This is a genomic window from Nostoc punctiforme PCC 73102 (genome assembly GCF_000020025.1).
Taxonomy (GTDB): domain Bacteria; phylum Cyanobacteriota; class Cyanobacteriia; order Cyanobacteriales; family Nostocaceae; genus Nostoc; species Nostoc punctiforme.
Map to the genome: position 1 here is coordinate 4,291,358 of NC_010628.1, position 22,868 is coordinate 4,314,225.

At 40.5% G+C, this 22,868-nt stretch carries 12 protein-coding genes and 1 pseudogene; all 13 read right to left on the minus strand.

Annotated features, from left to right (window positions below):
• Window positions 1-254: 254 nt before the first annotated feature.
• A pseudogene (locus tag NPUN_RS17355) lies at window positions 255-2,963 on the minus strand (type I polyketide synthase); the annotation flags it as partial.
• A 33-nt stretch (window positions 2,964-2,996) separates the two neighbouring features.
• The gene (locus NPUN_RS17360; protein WP_012409818.1) at window positions 2,997-6,224 is read right to left on the minus strand and encodes a non-ribosomal peptide synthetase; all 3,228 of its coding nucleotides are present in this window, start codon (window positions 6,222-6,224) and stop codon (window positions 2,997-2,999) included.
• 5 nt (window positions 6,225-6,229) lie between these two features.
• Window positions 6,230-6,991 carry a class I SAM-dependent DNA methyltransferase gene (locus tag NPUN_RS17365; protein ID WP_012409819.1) on the minus strand — a complete coding sequence of 254 codons (762 nt, stop codon included), beginning with the start codon at window positions 6,989-6,991 and terminating at the stop codon, window positions 6,230-6,232.
• A gap of 15 nt (window positions 6,992-7,006) precedes the next feature.
• The gene (locus tag NPUN_RS17370; protein ID WP_012409820.1) at window positions 7,007-11,077 is read right to left on the minus strand and encodes a condensation domain-containing protein; all 4,071 of its coding nucleotides are present in this window, start codon (window positions 11,075-11,077) and stop codon (window positions 7,007-7,009) included.
• A gap of 11 nt (window positions 11,078-11,088) precedes the next feature.
• Window positions 11,089-15,684, minus strand: coding sequence for a non-ribosomal peptide synthetase (locus NPUN_RS17375; RefSeq protein ID WP_012409821.1), 4,596 nt, complete (start codon window positions 15,682-15,684; stop codon window positions 11,089-11,091).
• A gap of 43 nt (window positions 15,685-15,727) precedes the next feature.
• The gene (locus NPUN_RS17380; protein ID WP_012409822.1) at window positions 15,728-16,774 is read right to left on the minus strand and encodes a TauD/TfdA family dioxygenase; all 1,047 of its coding nucleotides are present in this window, start codon (window positions 16,772-16,774) and stop codon (window positions 15,728-15,730) included.
• Window positions 16,775-16,797: 23 nt separating this feature from the next.
• On the minus strand, window positions 16,798-18,384 hold the full coding sequence (locus tag NPUN_RS17385) for a condensation domain-containing protein (RefSeq protein ID WP_012409823.1): 1,587 nt from the start codon (window positions 18,382-18,384) through the stop codon (window positions 16,798-16,800).
• 54 nt (window positions 18,385-18,438) lie between these two features.
• A complete protein-coding gene (locus NPUN_RS17390; protein ID WP_012409824.1) occupies window positions 18,439-19,509 on the minus strand; it encodes an HAD-IIIC family phosphatase in 1,071 nt (356 codons plus the stop codon).
• Between the two features lie 4 nt (window positions 19,510-19,513).
• A complete protein-coding gene (locus NPUN_RS17395; RefSeq protein WP_012409825.1) occupies window positions 19,514-20,698 on the minus strand; it encodes an acyl-CoA dehydrogenase family protein in 1,185 nt (394 codons plus the stop codon).
• 38 nt (window positions 20,699-20,736) lie between these two features.
• Window positions 20,737-20,988: an acyl carrier protein gene (locus tag NPUN_RS17400; protein WP_012409826.1), complete on the minus strand. Its 252-nt coding sequence runs from the start codon at window positions 20,986-20,988 to the stop codon at window positions 20,737-20,739.
• Between the two features lie 193 nt (window positions 20,989-21,181).
• Window positions 21,182-22,048 (minus strand): 3-hydroxyacyl-CoA dehydrogenase family protein, encoded by an 867-nt coding sequence (locus tag NPUN_RS17405; protein ID WP_012409827.1) that lies wholly within the window; start codon window positions 22,046-22,048, stop codon window positions 21,182-21,184.
• 107 nt (window positions 22,049-22,155) lie between these two features.
• Window positions 22,156-22,362: a class I SAM-dependent methyltransferase gene (locus tag NPUN_RS17410; RefSeq protein ID WP_234710941.1), complete on the minus strand. Its 207-nt coding sequence runs from the start codon at window positions 22,360-22,362 to the stop codon at window positions 22,156-22,158.
• A 194-nt stretch (window positions 22,363-22,556) separates the two neighbouring features.
• Window positions 22,557-22,814, minus strand: a complete 258-nt coding sequence (locus tag NPUN_RS17415) for a class I SAM-dependent methyltransferase (protein WP_041565483.1) — start codon at window positions 22,812-22,814, stop codon at window positions 22,557-22,559.
• Window positions 22,815-22,868 lie beyond the last annotated feature (54 nt).

The window sequence follows — 22,868 nt, forward strand, 5'->3', positions numbered from 1 at the left end:
AATAAATTTATAAAATATTTGCTTTTTTCTTGATGCTATTAGCATATATATAATTGCTACATATCTTTTTCTAAGATATCTAACTGCTGAAACATAACAGCAATTTGTTTGTTGACGATCTTTTGAAGAAAATTATCATATTTTTCACCTCTACTACCTAGTTTAAGGATGTTGTTTTGATGAGAATCAAAAAATAAATCTTGTGATTCATCTTCCAGATGATTAATCTGTTTATTCTGTAATTGATTCAACTCATTAACTTTAGTAGACTCAACCCAGTATCTTTTACGCTCAAATGGGTAAGTTGGTAAAGGTAGCCGATAACGTTTTTCATGAGCATACAAACTTGACCAATCAACTTGTATACCGTACAACCACAAATTTCCCAAAGTATTCAGCAAGAATGCAACATCAGATTGTTGATTATGAGGATGACCTATGGAGCAAAGCACCAATTGTCCCTGCGACTGTTGCTTAGTTAAAGTACTTAAAGTGCAACCAAACCCAACTTCTAAAAAAATCCGATTTGGCTGTTTGCACAATTCACTAATGCCATCGGCAAAGCGTACTGATGACCGCAAATGTTTAACCCAATAACTGTTATCTGTTGCTTCTTTTGTAGTAATCCAAGTGCCAGTTACGTTAGATAAAAATGGGATTTTTGGTGGATTAAGATTGACTTTTGCTAGCAAACTCTTAAATGGCTCAATGATTGAGTCCATCATTTGAGAATGAAAGGCATGGGAGGTACGAAGAAGACGACAGTCAACCCCTTGCTGAGTTAAGCAGTTTTGCAAATCTTCTATCTCTGAACTTAATCCTGAAACTACACAACGTTCTGGTGCGTTGATTGCTGCTATGCAGAGTTTAGCACCTAGTATAGGTATAACTTTTCTCTCCGGTAGCGCCACAGCTAGCATTGCTCCTGAAGGTAGTTGCTGCATCAATTGCCCACGCTTGGCAACTAGCATCAATGCATCTTCTAGAGAAAATACCCCAGCTAAACAAGCGGCGACGTATTCTCCTATGCTATGACCAATCATTGCACTAGGGCACACTCCCTTAGCCAACCACAACTGTGCTAGGGCATATTCAACCACGAATAGCGCCGGCTGGGTGATATGAGTTTGGGTCAACTGTTCTGTCGCCCATTGCGTCTGTTCTTCGCAGGGATACAGAATAGTCCGTAAGTCTAGCTCTAATATATGTTTGAGTTGTTCGCAGCAATCATCAACCTGTTCCCGGAAAATTGGCTCAGTTTGGTATAATTCTCGACCCATCGCTACAGACTGCGACCCCTGACCAGGAAACATAAACACAACCTCTAACTCACCTGGTTCTTGATAGTGGGTGAGAACTCGTTGCGGGTCTTTTGCCTCTAAAACTTTGATTGCATCCTCAATATCTTGACAAACTACCATTCGACGATGAACAAAAGCTCGACGGCCTATCCCCAGAGTGTAAGCAACATCAGCTAAGTTTAAATCAGGATGCTGTTTGAGGTGATTAGCCAGATTTGCTGTAGCTGCCTGTAATGCTGATTCTGTTTTAGCAGAAAGAACTAACAGCTGATATTTCCTCCCCTGCCTCCCCCGGTTACTGAGCGTAGTCGAAGTATGCTCCCCCTGCTCTCTCACCGGGGCTTCTTCTAGAATCACATGAGCATTAGTGCCACCAATGCCGAAAGAACTGACTCCTGCGCGTCTAGGGTGTCCGTTCGACTTCCATTCTGACAGCTTATCGTTAACGTAAAAGGGGTTGTTTGCAAAATCAATCTGGGGATTGGGCTGCTCAAAGTGCAAACTGGGTGGTATCTGCTTGTGTTTGAGTGCGAGAACAGTTTTGATTAAACTAGCAACACCAGATGCGGTATCTAGGTGTCCGATATTCGTCTTTACCGAACCAATGGCACAGAAATTCTTTTTTTGAGTTCTGGCACGAAAAGATTTAGTTAGTGCTGCAATTTCAATCGGATCTCCTAAAACTGTGCCGGTGCCATGAGCTTCTACATAACTGACCATATCTGGTTCGATTCTGCTGATGGCAAGAGCCTCTGCAATCACCTTGGCTTGACCATCGATACTGGGAGCTGTATAGCCAATTTTGGCTGAACCATCATTATTAATGGCTGAACCTTTAATTACAGCATGAATATAATCTCCATCTGCGATCGCATCTGCTAATCGTTTTAAAATTACTATACCGACACCATTGCCACCAACAGTCCCTTGTGCCTTGGCATCAAAGGCGCGGCAATGTCCATCGGGAGATAAAATTCCCCCTTCTTGATAAGAATAGCCGGTCTTTTGTAAGGTAGTTACAGAAACTCCACCTGCTAAGACTAAATCGCATTCACGATCTATTAAACTTTGACATGCTAAATGAACCGCGACTAAGGAACTAGAACACCCAGTTTGAATAGTGATAGCTGACCCCTTCAGGTCTAATTTATAAGCAACTCTTGTAGTTAGATTATCTGTACGATTATGATGTCTAATTTGGTCAAGACCAACTAATTTTATCAGTTCACTGTTAGAAAAAAGATTAAATAAAAAGTAGCTACTAATACTGGCACTACCGTAAACACTAATCCGACCTTTATAGGTTTTAGAATCATAACCAGCACTTTCCAAAGCTTCCCATGCTGTTTCCAAAAACAGACGATGCTGTGGATCTATTATTTCTGCTGTTTTGGGAGAGTAATCAAAGAATGAAGCATCAAATAATTCTATATCTTCCAGTACAGCATTTGCTTTGACATAATTGGGATCGTTTAGTGTAGTTGGATCTACCCCTAAAGCCTCCAGTTCCTGGTTTGAGAAAAAGGAAATTGATTCCAAACCTTTTTGTAAATTTTGCCAAAAGATATCTAAATTTTTAGCTTGAGGAAACCGTCCAGACATACCAATAATAGCTATGTCTAAGTCGCCTATTTGATTTTGTTGGAGATTGTCATTTTTCATTAGTGTTAAGGTTTCAGTCGTTTTTATAAAAATTTATCTATATTGCGCTCTTGACTGTCTAGAAGCAGTGCGGCTCTCAGCACGCTCAGTGCTTTCCTCAAAAGAGGATATTTCAGTTGGTTTTTGTATTAAATATTTAGCTAATGAGTTGATGGTTGGATATTCAAATAGGTTAATTACTGATATATCTGTGTGCAAAAGTTCTCGTAGTTTGGCGTGAATTTGCACAAGAAGTAATGAATGACCACCAAGATCGAAGAAGTTATCGTAAATGCCCACCTTTTCAACATGAAGCATCTGTTGCCAGATATTAGCAATAGTTTGCTCTATCTCAGTTTGTGGTGGCTCATAAGTTGCTGCCAATTCTGGGCGATCGCCATTTGATTCTGGGAGTTCTCTACGGTTCACTTTGCCATTGGGTGTTAGTGGCAAAGCTTTTAACATAATGAAAGTTGCAGGCATCATGTATTCTGGCAGTTTCTCCCTCAGAAATCTATACAGTTCGCTAACACTGAGTGTTTGCTGTTGCTTAGGAACAACATAAGCCACCAAGGATTTGTTGCCAAACTCCTCTTCTCGGATAGAAGCTACAGCCTGCTGCACTTGCGGGTGTTGACACAGTGTAGTTTCAATTTCTCCTAGTTCAATGCGGAAGCCTCTAATTTTTACTTGGTGATCGACTCGTCCAAGAAACTCAATATTACCGTCGGGTAAGTAGCGGGCTAAGTCACCAGTTTTGTATAATCGTGAACCTGGCTTAGAAGCAATCAATCCCGTATCTGCAAAAGGATTGGGAATAAACTGTGCTGCTGTTAAATCAGATTGATTCAGATAACCCCTAGCTAATCCCGCACCGCCGATGTACAATTCACCCGGTACGCCAACGGGTACTGGTTGCAGTTGCTCATCCAGTAGATAAATCTGCGTATTGGCAAGTGGACGACCAAGGGGTACTGTCTGTGTATGATTAATTTGCTGCTCAACTGCGAAGGTAGTAACCCCCACCGTGGCTTCTGTAGGGCCATAGTGATTGAAGATTAAACTAGATGGTACTTGCTGCTGAATCTGTTCAATCAGTTGCCAATTTGCAGCTTCGCCACCCAGAATTAATTGCTGGCGGGGCAAGATGGAATCGGATGGTGCAGCAGCCAGAAGAGTGGCAAGGTGAGAAGGGACAATTTTCAGACAGTCGATAGGATGTGTGCGGCAGTATTTTGCCAAGGCTGCTGAGTCAGTAGCACACTCGGCAGACAACACATGCAGACATCCACCAGTGCAAAGCGCAGCAAAGATGCCAGTATTACCTAAGTCTGCGGCTAAGGTAGAAACAGTGGCAAAATTGGTTGTGGTTGATAAGTCTAACCTCTGGGTAATTCCGTTAAGGTAATTTAGAAGTTGTTGGTGTTCAATCGCTACTCCTTTTGGTTTACCAGTAGAGCCGGAGGTGAATAAAACATAAGCTAAATTCTCAGTCGTAACTTCACTGCTGAGATTTTCATCTTTGTGTTGAGCAATGGTATCCCAATCTGTGTCTAAGCAGACTATCTGTGCTGTATGCGTTGGTAGGGCATTTACTAATCGCTGTTGTGTCAAGATTACTGGTATTTGGGTATTCTGCAATCGGCCAGCAATTCCATCTTTGGTTAAAGTTGGATCTAGCGGTAAATAGGCTCCACCAGCTTTGAGGATGCCCAAAAGTCCAATAATCATCAATAGCGATCGCTCTGTGCAAAGCCCTACTAAAACTTCCGGCTTGACTCCTTGCTGCTGTAAATAGTCGGCAAGTTGATTGGCTTTGCTATTCAACTGTGCATAGGTTAATTGCTGGTTTTCAAAGACAACGGCAATTTTATTCGGTGTTTTTTGTACTTGTGCTTCAAATAGTTGATGAATGCATTTATGTTGTATATTGTCAAGATATGTTTGGTTAAATTCGACTAACAATTGTTGGCGATCGCTTGGACTGAGAATCTCTAATTGGCTAATTTTCTCTTCTGGATGAGCAGTTACACTAGTTAATAAAGTTTGAAATTGTCTGGCTATGCGTTCAATAGCATCGGCTGAGAAATAATTGATATCGTAGTAAAATTCTGTAGTTAAATAATGCTGGCGTTGATTACAACTAAGTTTGATTTTAAACTGTTCAATACAACTGTAATATTGCTCCAGAGAAAATGATACATCGCCAGCAACGAGTTCTTCTGGTAGCTGTTCAAACTCGAAACCGATGGGAAAAGCCAGTTGATGATTTTCTATTGGTTCTGGCACAAAATAATCTTGCCATTCTGCACTAGCTTCTATAGTCCGATCGGCTAGTTCTACAACTTCTTTAAAACGTAAATCTGATGTCAAATAAGTTTTAATTGGCAACCAAGTAGCAACAAGTCCTAGTAAGTTATGTAGTTCTTCATAATCGCGGCGATCGCTAGCCATACCGATGATGATATCTGGCTGTCTTGTAAGTCGCCAAATCAGCGTTTGCCAGCAAGCTAGTAAAACGACAGCAACGGAAGTATTATACTTTTGAGCTAAAGTGGCAATCTCGACTTTTATGTTAGAGGTAATATCTAAGCGATAACAGTCTACTTCAAACTTAGATGGCTGTAATAGTTTGTTCTCAAAAGGTAACTTTAAAGAGGCAAGTGTCGAAATCTTTTGCTCATCCCAGTATTTCTTAGCTGATTCTGCATCTTCATCTTCGAGTAATTGATTCTGCCATTCAGAAAATTGTATATATTGTACAACTTCTTCTGATACTGTTTTTTCTTGGAAACAAACAGAATAGGAATTGCTGATTTCAGTTACCAAATTTTTTAGTGCCCATGCATCAGCACAAAGTGAAGGCAGACTGATAAGTAAAATGTACTTATTTACTGATAGCCTCAGTAGAGATACATGCAACAGTGATCCTTGCTCAAAATCGAGAGAAAGACTTCGTGCTTCTTGGAAAAAATATTCTATTTGCCTTGAGAGTTCTTTTGGTTCGCAATCACTCAGATCAATGTCACGCCACGATAGAATATTCCTGTTTCCTAAAACCATCACAGGAATTTTCATTCCAGGTAGGTAGTGAAAAGTTGTATGCAGAATCCCATGTCGAATAACGACTTGCTCTAAAGCAGCTTTTAATGCTTCTGGTTTGATATTACCTTCAATAAGAAGGGCACATTGAGTAAAGTAAGCTAAACTATGCTGCTGTAATGACCAAAGACGCTTTTGTTGAGGAGAAAGCCGAAAACCCTGAGTTATTTTATTTGGCATATTATCTACTCACTTAACGGTTTATGACAAACAAAGACGGCAGTATCAGACCCTCGTTCTACTCCCAAATCACGATTTATATCGTATATGGTAATTCCTGTAAATCCTACCTCTTCTAGAGCCGATTTAACCTCTGTTGTTGAATAAGCTTTTAAGAAAAAACTCCTATCCGATCGTTGCCAAAGACCATTTATTAATTGGAATCTAGTAGTATCTTTTCGACCAATTTTCTTTTCTGTATCGTAACTCCAAATATCTACCCAGACGTTATTATCTTTTACGCAACCACCAGTATCACTATTTTTCCAATCTAGTTCACACAATTCTTCCAGATACAATTCAAAGGCAAAGATACCATTTTCTAGCAGAGCATTATAAACATTTTGTAATGCATCTTTCAATTCCTCAATCCTGAGGATATAGTTGAGGACAACATCTGTCGAAATAGCTGCATAGAAAGTTGGTGGCAATTTAAAAAATCGGGCATCATCTAAAATAAATTTACCATCGGGTGCATTCTCCCTTGCAACCTTAAGCATTCCTTCAGAACTATCAAGTCCTGTTACTTGATACCCTCTTTTCAGTAATCGTTGTGCAATTTGCCCTGTACCGCAACCAAGGTCAAAAATGTGCGATCCTTTGGGAATATTTTTTAGAATTAATCTATCTATGCAATTTAATGTAATGTCATGATGCTCTAGACCTTTCAAGTCATACATAGAAGCTATAGTATCATGATTGGTATTGCGTTGTTTGGAATACACCATAATGTTTATCCTCAATTATATTTCTTTAATCATTTCGCCCATTGCTACAACAATTTTCCGAGAACCTACATAAGGATTCCGTCCGTGAGCAATTAGCATATTATCTAACATCAAAATATCACCTTGCTGCCAAGAAAAGCTCGTTTGACATTGCTGATAAACTTCATTAATTTCTGCAATAACTGAATCTTCTATAGGAGTACCATCTCCGTAATAAACATTACGCGGTAGCTGTTTATCTCCAAATGTAGACAATAGAGATTCTCTAACTTCTGCGTCTAAATATGCTATATGGTGTAACTGAATTTGATTGAAAAATACAGACTCGCTAGTTTTTGGATGTACTGCCAATGCTGGACGAACTTGGCGAGTAATTAGACTATTATTATACCATTCAAAATTAATTCTAGCTTGACGGCAATAATTTTCTACAACTAATTTGTCATTGCTACGAAAGAAATTTTGCCAGCTTACATCCAGACCTTTGGTATAGTGACGGACGTACATTAATTGTTTTTGAGCTAATCTTTCTCTCAGTTTGGGATTGATTATTTTGTAAGCTTTTCGACAGTCTATAATTGGTGTTTCTCCACCTTGTTGTGCTACTTGGATGCAGAAAAACCAAATTTTCAGAGGCCACTGATGTAAATGAGAACTTTCGTTATGAAAGAGAATAGCTTTTTTAGGCGGGTAAGGAGTAGAACCATAAACTTTACCACCCTCTCCAGTCCGGGGTAAATCACCATATTCATCAAATAAGTCTGGAGAAATTACCTGGGCAAAATTTTCAAAATCTAATACTGATTCTATATTGAAGTCTCTAAACAAAATTGCGCCATGTTTTAACAATTCCTTGTCTAAAAATTCCTGATTCATTTTAGACCAAGCAATCAAATCAATATCGTTACTAGCAGGCTTAATTACTAGGGGAAATGTTTGTCCTGTTTGAAAGTAACAAGTTTCGACTAATTTTTCTGGCAACGAGCTAATAGCTTTAGGAGTAATGCCGATTAACTTCTCCTGATTAAATGCTTTACGCTCTCTTTTTTGCCTAACTTGTTGGTTTCTTTCAGCCTCAGTCAACATTTCTAAATTGCCAATCTGCACATCAGGTTGAGACACAATGCTGTTAAGCAGTGTCTGGAAGTGATTTGTCATCCGAGTGATGGTAGCAGCATCAAAAAGTTCGGCGTTATACTGCAACTTGCCCAAAATTCCCTGTTCTGTTTCTGTTAAAAATAGTGCTAAATCAAACCTAGCTATTTTGTTTTGAATTTCCAAGAAACTTAAGGTCAATCCTGGCAATTCTAAGGTTGGCATTGGGGCATTCTGAAGGACAAACAATACCTGAAATAGTGGCGATGTATTACTCAAATTGCGCTCAGGTTGCAAAACCTCTACTAATTTCTCGAAGGGCAAATCTTGATGAGCATAAGCTCCTAATGCTACCTCGCGGACTCGCCCAAGTAACTCACGAAAACTGGGGTTTCCGCTCAAATCGGTGCGTAAGACCAGCAAATTGACAAAAAAGCCAATTAATGATTCGATTTCGGCTCGATTACGATTAGCAACATCAGTGCCAACAATGATGTCATCCTGCTGGGTATAAAGTTGTAGTAATATTTGAAACCCTGCCAGTAGGGTCATGAATAAAGTAGCACCCTCTTGGCGGGTAAGTGCTTGCAGTTGTTGAGATAGGTTAGAGGGAATGTTGAAGAATTGAGTTGCACAAGGACTAGTTTTAACTTCTGCCCGTGGGCGAACTGTAGGTAATTGCAGTATAGGAAGGTTGCTTCCTAATTGCTTTTTCCAGTAGCTAAGTTGAGCTTCTAGTACCTCCCCCTGCAACCACTGTTTTTGCCAGATTGCAAAGTCTGCATACTGTATGGGTAGTTCTGAAAGCGGAGAAGGTTTTCCGGCACAAAATACCTCGTACAATGTTGCTAATTCTTGAACAAACACACCCATTGACCAGCCATCTGAGACAATATGATGGATTGTGAACAATACTATATGTTCTTGCTCGTGGATACGCAGGAGAGTACATCTTAGTAATGGCCCTTGCACTAGGTCAAAACACCGTTGCGATTCTTCTGTAATCAGTTGTTGAACAACAGCTTCCTTCTGTGCTTCTGGTAACTCCCGTAAGTCCACTACTGGTATTTTGATAGTTAGACTGCAAGCGATCGCTTGAAATGGTTGTCCATTTACCATATAGAAGGTAGTACGCAACGCTTCATGACGACGGATTATTTCCTGCAAACTCTGCTCCAGCACACCTAAATTTAGGGAACCAACGAGACGTAAACCAGATAGATCGTTGTAGGTTAAGCTGCCAGGATATAGTTGCTCTAGCAACCACAATCTAGCTTGAGCAAAAGATAGTGGTAAATTGCCATTTCGGGAAATGCGTGTGATGGCAGGAGTTTCTAGCTTTTGTTCCAGTCTCATCACAATTTCAATCTGTTTAGCTAGGCTAGCGATAGTAGGTGATTCAAATAAGTGACGCAGGGGTAGTTCAAGGCAGAAAGCATCGCGCACGCGAGACATAACTTGAGTGGCAAGTAAGGAATGTCCACCCAGTTCAAAAAAGTTGTCGTCAACTCCCACTTGCTCAACACCAAGAATTTGCTTCCAGATTCCGGCTAGGACTTCCTCAACAGGATTACGCGGTGCCACAAAGACATGACCAAAATTGTCTGGCTCATGTTTTGGAAGCAACCGGATTTTCGGGATTTGATTGGCTGGAATTTTATCTAAAAGTGTTGCGATGTGTTGTTCTTCTGGAGCGGCAACTATGTTTTCAAGTAAGCCGATCAAATGGTCTTGAATGCAAGTAACGTCGGCTCTATCGAAGCGACGTGTATCGTAGATCAGATCAAATCTGAGTTCTGAGTCTGGAACTACGAGCAACGTCAGGGCATATTTAGTTTGTGCCCCTTTAAAATGAGTCTGACTGATATTGATACTTAGAACTGATGATTGCTGTCTTGATATATCTGGAAAGTTCTCGAAAACTAGAAGACTTTCATAAAGAGACAAGGCTCCCGGAACTTCACTCCATTGATGGATTTGACCAGTAGGGCTATATTCATACTGCTGAAGCTCTACATTATAGGTCTGGATGTCTTTGAGCCAAAACCAGAAAGATGCTCTAGGGGAAACCTTTACCCGTATGGGTAAGCTATTGATCAACATTCCAGTCATTGATTCAACCCCCTCTAAGTCTGACTGACGACCAGAGACGGTAATGCCAAAAACGACATCTTCTTGCCGACTATAATGGCTCAAAAGCAATGCCCAAACTCCCTGAATAACCGTATTCAAAGTTAAGCGATATTGCTTTGCCAAAGATTGCAAGGTAGCTGTAGCAGGTGCTGATAAGTAAACTTTCTGTTCTCCGTAAATGTCTTCTGGGTCAGCGACACTTAGCGACTCTACTGTTGTTCCCAGTGGGGTTGGTCTGGTAAAACCCTGTAGAGTTTTGCGCCAGAATGCTTCTGGTTTGGACAAATCTTGTTTTTTCAGCCAAGCGATATAGTCTCTGTAGGGACGAGGTTTTTCTAAATGTAGGTCTTGACCTTGACAGAACGCTTCGTAAAAGGCAAAGAATTCTTGGAAGATCGAAGAGACAGACCATCCATCCATCAAAATATGGTGATGAGTGCAAATAAATTGATAATTTTCTTTACCCAAATGGATCAGAGCTAGGCGAATCAACGGTGCTTTGGAAAGGTTTATACCCTGATGACGTTCTGCCTGAAGAAAAGCCTCTAGTTCTTCTTTGACTTGAGATGATGAAAACTGATGCCAGTCTAGTTGTTCAAGCGGTACTTTCACCTGTCGAAGTACTACCTGAAGTGGCTCATCTTGTTCTTTCCAGATGAAACATGTTCTCAAGACTGAGTGGCGGTCTATAACCTGCTGCCATGCTCGCTCAAAGGCAGAAATATCTAAATTTCCCTGAAAAACACCAGTCAATTGCTCAATATGGATGCCTGGCTCTGGAGAATACAGCGTCTCAAACAGCATACCTTGCTGTGGAGCCGAAAGGGGATAAATTGCTTCAATATTTTTCTTGTTCATTTTATCCTCACTTAAGAAAAGTCTATTTCAGCAAAAGCCTTTTCTAATTTTTCTTGGCTTAGTTCAACATCAGGAAAGTCAGAAGGAGTATAGCCAAATGCATCAGGAGACTGACTACGGACAATAAGAGCCCGCAGCACTTCTACACAACCTTGAGCTAAACCCTCAATTGTGGCCCGTTGATAAATGTTTTTGCTGTATATCCAATCTATTTGCAGCCGACCACCCATAACAAAGCCAATACACTCCAGCAAATGGCTCATGCTTCCTCGTGGACTGCGGTTTAGTCCGGGTATCAAGTGGGATAATCGAAACTCAGAATTTTCAGGGATAATTCGATCTAACTGACCCAAGTAGTTGAAAATAACTTGAGCTTGAGGAAGGGCTTGTAGTTGCTCAACTATTTCTACATCCTCGCTCATATAGCGCAGTACGCCATAGCCAATGCCCTGGTTGGGAATTTTGCGAAGCTGTTCCTTGACTGATTTTAAGGTATTTTCTGGATAGATTTCCTCACCCAGTTCTAAGACAACTGGGAAGATGGTTGTGAACCAACCTACGGTGAGCGATAGATCCATATCGTCGAATATATCTTCTCGCCCGTGACCCTCTAAGTCAATTAATAGCGATCGCGAAGCGTCTCCTGTGGAGATTCGCTCTCCATTCCATTGTGCCAAAGTTTGTGCAACTGCTGTTATTAACAGGTCATTGATTTGGGTTAGATAAACCTGAGGAAGTTCTTGGAGCAATGCTTTAGTTTCTTCTGCACTGAGTTTGACTGATACAGTTTCGGCAGAAGCCATCAGGTTGTCCCCTCGCTCATTATCCATTGGCAGAGAAGAAATATATTTCCGCGATTCTGAGAGCCAATAAGGTAATTCTTGCTTTAGTTCTGCTGACTGCGCGTATTGCTCTAGTCGTTGCGACCACCGTTGAAACGAAGTAGTTTTTAGTGGAAGCTTAATTGCTTCACCCTGAGAAAGCTGTTGACAAAGTGTATATAGAGCGTCCAACAAAATTCGCCAAGAGACACCATCAACTACCAAGTGGTGCATAACAACCAACATTCGGGCTGACTTTTGCACACCCAGTTCAAAAAAGGCCACCTTCAAAAGCGGCCCAGAGGATAGGTTCAGGCTCGCCTGTACTGTTTCTGTTGCTTCTTCAATGGCAGATTCTTGTTTTTCTGATGACAGCGCCGACAAATCCAGTCTGATAAAAGATAAAACTTCGTCTGGGCTAGCGTTGAACTGTTGCCAACCAGATTCCGTCTGCATAAAACGCAGGCGGAGCGCATCATGGTGTATAAGCAATTGCTGTAGCGCCTGCTCTACGATTGATGGGTCGAGTTCTTGATTCACTTCCAGTTGGATTGACTGGTTCCAGTGGTGCGAATCAGGCTGATTTTGTGCTAGAAACCACGATTGGATGGGTGTCAGGGGTAATGAACCAACGATCGCTTCCTGTTGCGCTTGGATTGTGGGAGTGTTTCCCGCCACTGCGGCTAATTCAGCAATCGTTTGGCGATCGAAAATTTGACTGGTAGTTAGCTGTATACCAGTCTGCTTGGCTTTGGCGATCGCCTGAATGCTGAGAATAGAATCTCCGCCTAAGTCGAAGAAGTTGTCGTAAACGCCCACTCGATCGACACCAAGTACCTGACTCCAGATTTGGGCTAATATTTCCTCAACAGCAGTGCGCGGTGCAGCGTAAGTTGCTTCCAGTTCGGGTCTGGTTGTGTCTGGTGCTGGCAGTGCGCGTCGATCTACTTTGCCATTAGAAGTTAATGGTAGTGCCTTCAGGGATATCAAGGCTGAGGGCATCATGTATTCAGGTAGCTTCTGTTTGAGGAAACTTCGCAGATCGCTAAGGGAGGGTGACTCATGGTTCCAAACAATGTATGCCACTAAACGCTGGTTGCCTGGAACATCCTGCCGCGCTATCACTACTGTTTCTTGTACTCCCGAATACTCAGAGAGTACAGACTCAATTTCCCCTAGCTCAATGCGGAAGCCTCGAATCTTCACCTGGTCATCGCAACGTCCCAGGAACTCTAGCGTTCCATCTGGTCGGTAACGAACTAGGTCGCCAGTTTTATAAAGACGTTCCCCAGGTTCATTAGTGAAAGGGTTGGGGACAAATTTTTCTGCGGTCAGTTCAGGGCGATTTAGATAGCCTCGGGCTACTCCCAAACCGCCAATGTATAGTTCACCCACCATCCCAATGGGGACTAACTGACAGTGCGGGTTAAGTACATACAGCTTGGTATTGGCAATTGGCTGACCAATTGGCACCGACCCTGATAGCTGTTCGCTACTTGGAACTTTATAAATGCAGCATCCCACAACTGTTTCTGTGGGGCCATACTCATTGACAAGCATGGTGTCAGGAGCAGCCTTTTGCCAAAAGCTAATGCTGTTAACTAATAAATTTTCACCCCCAATAATGAAAGCCCTAGTTCGTCCACTAGCTTCTTTTGGTGATATTTGCTGGTTGAGCAATTCCAGATGAACAGGTGTAATTTTAACCAGGCTTAAGTTGGAGTGGTGAAGTAGCGAGTTGCTTAGGGTTTCGATGCCCTGATCTTCCGGCAACAAGTCTACCCGACACCCTACCAGTAAGGGTGAAAACAGACTAGTTATTGTCAGGTCAAATGCTAAAGAAGAGTGAACTAGCGTCCCGTCTCCTTGCTCGACTGCGTAAGCTTGCGTACACCAGTTCAGATAATTTACCAAACCTTGATGGGGAATTAACGTCCCTTTGGGTTTACCAGTGGAGCCGGAGGTGTAGATGACGTAAGCTAGATTGAGAGCAGTTGTCTGACTGACTGGGTTTTCTGGACATTCGTTAGCGATAACTTCCCAGTCGGTATCTAGGCAAATGACTTTGATTCCCTCTGTTGGAATTTCGGCTACTAAACTTTGTTGGGTAAGCAGCACAAGAGCCTGAGTATCCCCAAGAATGAAGGCTTGGCGTTCCTTGGGATAGATGGGATCGATGGGAACATAAGCTCCACCTGCTTTGAGGATACCTAAGACTCCGATGACCATTTCTAGAGACCTCTCTACGCAAATGCCCACTAGCACTTCGGAACCAACTCCCAGTTTTTGTAAGTAGTGAGCTAGCTGATTGGCGCGAGCATTGAGTTCGGCGTAGGTTAGTTGCTGGGTTTGAAATCTGACAGCGATGTTTTCGGGTGTGCGATCGCTCTGTAACTCAAACCAATGGTGGATGCACTGGTAGGGTAAAATAGTGGTTTGACTATTGTTAAATTCGGCTAAAAGTTGCTGACGCTCGATAGGACTGATAATGTCGAAAGTAGCGATCGCACCTCCGGGATTTTTAACCACACTGGTTAACAATGTCTCAAATTGATTCGCCAGACGCTGAATGTCTTCTAAAGCCAAAACATTCGCATCGTAGTGAAATTCAGCAGCTATACTATCATTCCGACTAACACAGGTTAGTTTGACCTGAAACTTATCAACACAAGTGTACTGTTGATAAATTGAAAAGTAGACATCGCCAGCAAAATGTTTAGCCGAGAGAGATTCAAAATCGAAACAGAATGGGAAGAATAACTGCTCTAGACTATTACCCGATTCAACACTTTTTTCCCAAGAAAAACTTTCTTGCCATTCAGATATTTCCTTTATAGTTTCTGCAACCTGAACCAAGAGATTGTTGAACTTGTAGCTATCTTCGAGATGACACCGAAGAGGTAAATATTTAACAATTAGTCCCAACGATTCTTGTAATTCTTCATAGCTGCGACCATCATTAACTGTACCAATAACTATGTCTGATTGTTCGGTGAGCCGCCATAGCAGAATTTGCCAGCAAGTTATAAAAAATACATCTTTATTAATTTTTTTACCGTGAGTAATGGCATTTATTTTTGCTACTAAATCAGGCGCAATTTCCCTACTAAACCATTTGGGTTCAAATTTTGAGTTCTCAGTTTGCTGATTTGCAAAAGGAAGCCGCAAGCCACTAAGACTAGAAATATCTAGCTTTCCCCAGTAATCTGTTTCTAATTCCACATCTCCTGCTTTCAGCAATTCATTTTGCCATTCAGCAATCTCGGCATATTGTAAAGGTTGCTCAATAACTGTTTCGCCCCGTAAGCAAGCCGCGTAGCATTTGCTCAGTTCACAAACTAAATTATTCAGGGTAGGTGAATCCGCACACAAAGCAGGCAAACTGACAAGTAATAAATGCTTTTTTGGTGAGAGAGTAGTGAAGGTTGTTTGCAAAAGTGGCCCTTTCTCCCAATCGAAACTTTGCTGAATTCCTGATTGAAACAGCTTCTCTATCTCTAATCCTAAAGCCTCTTTGTTTTCCCAAGAATATTCACTTAATGATAGGAGGGTAGGCTCATTAATTACCTGAATGGGAATTTTTATCCCACGGGTCTGATGAAAAGTCGTCCGGAGAATTTCATACCGATTTACTACTTGGTGTAAAGCTGCTTTTAAAATCTCCAGTTGCAAATTCCCTTCCAGGAGGATAGCACCATATACTTGATAATATTGACTGTCTTTTTGTAATAACCACAATCGCTTTTGTTGCGGTGAAAGTTGAAATCCGTGAATTTGTTTTTGCATTTATCCTATTTACGCTTGATAGCGTATTTATATACTTTAGATGTTAGACATCTTCAAAGTTGGCCATTTCGCCCATTGCAACTAAGAGTTGCCTTTCTCCCATATATGAATTCCTACTATGAGCAGTTAATAGATTATCTAGTAGTAATAAATCTCCCCTTTTCCAAGGAAAGCTAACTTCTAATTGCTGATAGACTCCACAAATTTCTTCCAGTACCGAATCTTCAATAAGAGAGCCATCTCCGTAATAGCAATTTCGTGGTAAATCCTCTTGTTTAAACATTGATAAAAGGGACTCACGAGTTTGTGAATCTAAACAAGCTGGATGCCAATGTTGCGCTTGATTAAACCAAGACATTTCCTTAGTTTGAGGATGTTTGACAACTGCTGGACGAACAGCAATTGTCCTCAGTCGATTGCCTGTTTTCCATTCAAAATCAATTGCCGCTTTTGTACATGCAGCTTCTACTTCTAAGCGATCGCTAGTCTGAAAAACTGTTTCCCAATTCAATCCTAATCTATCCCCGTAGTTTCGGATATACATAACTTTCTTATCAATAAATCGCTCTCTAATTTTAGGATCGATTAGCTGAAAAACTATCCGACTATCAACTATTGGTGTTTCTCCTCCCTGCTGTGCAGGCTGAAGACAACCAAACAATATTTTTCTTGGCCAAGAATAATTAAATGAATTTTCGTTATGCCACAAGAGCTTTTTATCAGCAGGGTAAGATACTGGAGTATAAACTTTACCACTAACACTTTTCCGGGGATGTTCCCCATTCTCATTAAACAAGTCTGAGCAAAGAGCCAAGCAAACTCGCTCAAATGTTGTTGCGGTGTCTACATTGAATCCTCGGAATAATATCGCACCATATTTTAGTAATTTTGTTTCTATAAAATTTTGGCTGCTCTCAATCCAATCGGCTAAATCAAGATAGTCAATATTAGGTTTTAGGACGATCGGAAGTGTTTCCCAATGGGTGAGAAAATCTATCTTGATAAATTCTGTTTCTGACAAGTTAATTGTCTTTCGTCGCACTGTCTCTAATTTTATAGAGCTAGATTTTTTATTTTCTAATTTTTTCATAAAAACTAATTTGTTAACTCTTTTTATAAATTTTCACTAATGACCTTCCTTTGAACATTTTTTAATTTTTGGTAAAACACCTCTTTTTGTTTTATTTTATGGAGCATCTGCTGTTGCTTATCTGTTTTCTTTAAAATTTCTTCTAGTTGATTGAGTTCAGCATCCGGTTGTGTAACAACACTCGCTAAAATTATTTCAAAATGCTTCAGCATCCGGGTAATACTACTAGCATCAAATAGGTCTGTGTCGTACTCCAATAATCCTTTCAATCCTTGCTCTGTCTCTCTTAGTTCTAAGTACAAATCAAGTTTGGTTTCCCCTGTTTCTACCTCATCCAAAATATTTACCGTTAAACCCGAAATATCCAAAGGTGGTAATGGAGCATTCTGGAGAACAAGTTTGACTTGAAACAGTGGCATACGGCTTCGGGTTCGCTCCAGTTTCAGGGCGTTCAGAAGTTTCTCAAACGGTAAATCCTGATGGGAATAGGCTGACAAAGTACAATCGCGTACTCGTCCAAGCAACTCTCGAAAGGTAGGATTTCCTGAGAGGTTTGTCCGCAATACCAGTTGATTTACAAAGAACCCGATTAGCCCTTCAACCTCTGGTCGATTGCGGTTGGCGACATCAGTACCTACAACTATGTCGTCTTGGTCTGTGTACCAGTGCAACAAAGTCTTAAAGGCTGCTAACAGTAGCATAAACAGCGTTATCCCTTCTTGCTGGCTCAGGACTTTTAGCTCTTGGGATAAAGCCTTTGGTAACATTAGAGTTTGTCTAGCCCCTCGGAAGGCTTGAACTGTAGGTCGAGGGCGGTCGGTAGGCAACTGCAATGTCGGAAGATTATGCAACTGCTGTTTCCAGTAAGCGACTTGAGTCTCTAATACTTCTCCCGCCAGCCACTGCCTCTGCCAAATAGCAAAGTCTGCGTACTGAATCGGGAGTTCAGGCAGGGTAGAGGGCTTACCAATACTGAAAGCCTCGTAAAGCGCTACCAATTCACGAACGAGTACGCCCCATGTCCAACCGTCGGTGATAATGTGGTGCATAGTGATTTGCAGCAAATACTCTGTCTCACTCAGATGCAGTAAGATGCTCCGCAGCAATGGGCCCTGTTCTAAGTCAAAAAGCTGTTGGACTTCCTGAGTAGTGCGTCGCTGAACCTCTTGCTCACGCTCAACTTCCGGTAACTTTCTGAGGTCTACTCTCGGCAGAGTTATAGTCAAGGCTGGGGCAATGATTTGAACCGATTCTCCCTCTGCGATCGCAAAGGTGGTGCGTAGAGCTTCGTGACGGCGTACTATTTCATTTAAGCTCTGCTCCAGCACTGCTAGGTCGAGTGAACCGGTTATGTGTATAGATGCAACTTGATTATAGGCAGCGCTGTTTGGCTCCAATTGGTAGAGAAACCACATCCGCTGTTGAGCAAAGGATAGAGGTGCCGATCCGCGCTGGGAACGTCGAGGAATAAGTTGTAATTGAGTATTAGATTCAAATCCGCATAACCGCTTTTTCAGCAGCGTTTGCTTGACAACGGAAAGCTGAGAACGTCGCCGGGAAATTTCATCTTTTTTCTGCTCAAAGCTTATACTATCGTTGCGAAAAGTCATTTGTTTAACTCAATATCCTATTGAGCAATATCTACCTAAAAATTTAAACTTTTTCTAATTCAGAATCTGTAATTTTATATATTTTGGAAAAGGTTGAATCCGCGTTAAATCATTTTCAAAAATTACTAGTTCACCACGCTTTTCAATTTCTTTGAATCCTGCAAATTTATAAGCTATATACATCATCCGGTTACGATGACTGGAAACAAATTCAGCGCACAGCCGAACGTTATTGTTTTTAGCTAGATTCATAATATGGTTCAGCATAATTGTGCCGATACCTCTAGACATAACACGACAGGACATCAGCAGAAGTTTTATTGTCCAGATGCTTTCTTGGCACTCTATCAAAACTAACCCGATTTTACCGTAACTTCCATATTTATCATCTAAACTAGCAATAAACAGTTTGTGGCTTTCTGATTGACGAAAATGATTGAGTTCATCATAAGAATATGTATAACCAGTTGTATTCAATTGGTTAGTACGTACTGTTAATTCTTCTGCTCGTTGCAAATCCTCTTCTTTTGCCGAAGAGATGGTAAAACTCATCTTGAGGGTGGCTAAAAACTCTTCTGGTGTGCCAACAAATTCTTTTTCAGTATTTTGACGCTTTATATCACTAATGTACATTAACCTTCTAATTTTGGAATCTTCTGTAATAAAACGTGGATTCATTTCTGGCATATCTAGTAGATGCGCCAGTTGAGAGACGTTAATACAGAAAACTTCCGGCAGAGAAAAGTTAACTTCTTCTAGTTCAAATGGCTGATCGTCAATGAAGGCGATCGCATCTGTTCCAATATTAATTAATTTAGCGATTTCTTGAATAGAAGCAGCTTTGGAATTCCAATTAATTTGAGGATATAGAAAATATTCTTGCAAACCAAACTCTTGAAGTTTGTTCATGGCAAGAACACAATCGTTTTTACTTGCAACAGATTGTAATATCCCGCGACTATCCAAAGTTTTGATGATATTTACGATATCATCTCGCAAGTAAACATGGTTATCCTCTAATAACACACCATGCCATAACGTGTTATCTAAATCCCAAACGACACACTTAATAATTTTGTTGTCTTCTTGCTTGTTATTTGAAGATTCAATTTGAGTGCTAATCATGTGTTTACATCCTTGCTGCTAAATTTTGCAGCATCACAGCGCCAGTGCGTGGTGATAGGTACTCCTGATAACCGTACTCAGCGATAGTAACTTGTTGAATTTGAGTGCTACCTTCAATGATTTCCATGATTTTTGCATCTCGCAAATATCTTTCAACTGGGTATTCGCTACTGCAACCATTGCCACCATGAATTTGTACGGCATCACTTGCTACTTGAGAAGCAATTGTAGATGTAAAATATTTAGCAATTGAAGTCTCGATAATGGAGCTAGGATCGCCAATTTCTTTGAGATAGCCAGCTTGATAACATAGCAATCTTGCTGCTTTGATATTGGCAATCATGTTAGTAATCATTTGGCGAATTAATTGATGTTCTTTTAAATAAACGCCAAACTGCTTGCGATCGCTTGTATAGCGAATGCAAGCTGATAAACAAGCTTGTGCAATGCCTACAGATCCCCATGCTACACTGTATCTGCCATAATCCAGTGCAGAAGATGCCACATAAGAGAAACCAAAACCCAGCCTACCCACAAGATTTTCCTGGGGAATACGACAGTCATTTAGGTGCAATTCTGCTAACATCGAAGCCCTGACACCTAGCATTCCAAAAATTGGTTTAATCGAGAGTCCAGGGCTATTCTTTTCAACTAAGAAAGCAGAGGGTTTTCCTTCACATTGAGCAAATACTAAAAAGACATCTGCAATTTGTCCATAGGTAATCCATTTCTTGTGTCCATTTAAGATGTAAGCATCCCCAGAAAGTGTTGCCGTAGTTTCCACACTTTTAGCATCACTACCCACATTAGGTTCGCTCAAAGCGAAAGCAGCAATTATTTCACCAGAGGCTAATTTGGGAAGCCAATCGTTTTTTTGAGACTTATTGCCCCACTTGCAAAGAGCATGAGAAACCATGCAATGAACTGTCAACAAACTCCGCAGCGAAGAACATCCGCGTCCAATTTCTTCGTTCAGCAAGCCATAGGTAATCATATCCATAGCTTCGCCACCAAATTCTTTAGGTAAAACAGCACCCAAATATCGTTTTTGAGCGAATTTTTGAACTAGGTCTGAGGGGGTATACTCTTGTTGATCGTATTGATTTGCCTGAGATACAACCTCTGCATCTACAAATTCTCTAAATTCAGCCTGAGCATTTTTTTGCTGAGGAGTTAATTCTAGTTTCATCACATCAATGAGGTAGATAAATACCGTCAATTTTTGGTTTAGTTGTAGGTAAGCAAAGCTGTTTTACGTTGTACTAAATTGGTCATAGCATTTATTGTCTTGAAGTTATCAAACTCTAGGTCTTCGTTTTCAATAGTAATTTGAAATTCTTGTTCTAAAAATAATACTAGTTGCATAGCAAACATTGAATTAACAAAACCTAGAGTAAATATATCTTCATCTGGCTTCAAGTCATGACCACCAAAAAATCGGGAAAGGAAGGTTTTAATTCTTGTTGTGGTTTCTTTCATAATTTAACGCTATTTGTGTAATTTTATATTTATCGCAGACCGATATGATTTATCCAAAATACTTGTTTTAACGAACCATAAATAACAAGAAGGCAATAAAAATAACTGATTTCACAAATGATTGAGGAATGCTATGGTCATCTTCTTATTTATTGGTATAGCAATCAGATAAAATGAAAAAGAATTTTACAAATTAGTTGGGATTGCTATAGGCATAAAACCCTTTGCCGCTTTTGCGACCATGCAACCCCGCGTCTACCATTTTCTTAAGCAGTGGACATGGTCTGTATTTACTGTCATTGAAACTTTCATACAAAACTTCGATGGAAAATAAAATCGTATCTAGACCAATCAAATCGGCTGTTTCCAACGGCCCCATTTTGTGACCAAAGCAGGTTTTAAAGATTTTATCCACTTCTTCTATCGAAGCAACTTGATCTTGCAGGATAAAAATAGCTTCGTTAATAGTCAACATCAATACGCGGTTAGAAACAAAACCCGGTGAGTCATTAACTATGATGCATTCTTTGCCCATCTGAGCCAACATTTTTTTTGCTGTCTCGATTGTTTCATCAGATGTGTGATGCCCGCGAATCATTTCAACCATCGGTTTCATTGGCACGGGGTTCATAAAATGCATACCAACGACTCTTGTTGCTCGCTTGGTAACAGAAGCAATGCGGGTAATTGAGATAGCTGATGTATTAGCTGCAAATGCTGTCTTCTCTGGACAAATGGCATCAAGCTGTGCGTAGACCTCTTTTTTAAGATCCCACTTTTCTGTGACATTCTCAACCACAAATTCTGCATCTTCAAGGAATTTATAGTTAGTTGAAAACTTGATTTTATTTAGTATGTCGTCAGGACTCTCTGCTTCACTGTTTTTCTGGAAAAAACCCTGAAAACGGACATTATTTCTAATTTCTTGTTTAGCATGGTTCAGAATATCTTCTGAAACATCTACTAAAATCACCTGATGACCTGTTTGAGCGAGGTTTTGCGAAACCCCGATTCCCATAACACCTGCTCCGACAACACCAACTGTCTGAATTTCTCTCATTGCTACCTATTTTTATAATTTGATTTTTCATTTTCGTTAGGCGTAAACATAGTACATCGCTGAATATTCATACAAGTTTTCTTTTTTTACTACGACGTTAATTTACTTTAGCCGCCCTGTTTATCGCCTACTCCTATGACAATCTGCTTGATTTTTTGCCAATCTTCATTCTTGATGCCTTTGATGACATCGGGTTCGCTTTTATACGCATCAATTTTTAGTAATATGCGTTCGATATTCTGCTCGCCAAGGACATCAGAGAGGGCTCTCAGTTGGCAAGTAAAAGACTGACTTTTAAATCTTTCTTCTAGCAATTTATCAGAATATTGTATCAGGTTTTCTCTACTCTTGAGATTATTTTGCAATTAATTGAGGACAATTGCTTTTAAGACTGACTTTTTTGCTTTTCATCTAGCATAGAATGACAACGTTCCAGAACTATTGGTATAAAACGTTAATGTTGCAACTTTTGACTGGTTAGGCAATCCGCGATTGAACAGTTTGGCATTCACCCCATAGAGTTTTGTATTCGCGCGTAAATTTCCAACATAGGCAAAGCAGGCTCAAATGCGTAAATTGTGGCATTTTTGCATTGCTGATTGACAAACAGCGTAAACAAACCAATGTGAGAGCCGACATCAAAAATACAGTTGCCATTGTTGAGAGTAATTCCGTACTTGAGATAGACTTGATTTTCAAAAATGTCCTTGTAGAAGTAATCATTTTCTGCTTTACCGATATGCACAATCTCTAGATCGTTCGGCAATCTGTAGCTTTATCGCTAGCTAACTGTTATCAATGCTTGTTGGTTTTGAGTAAA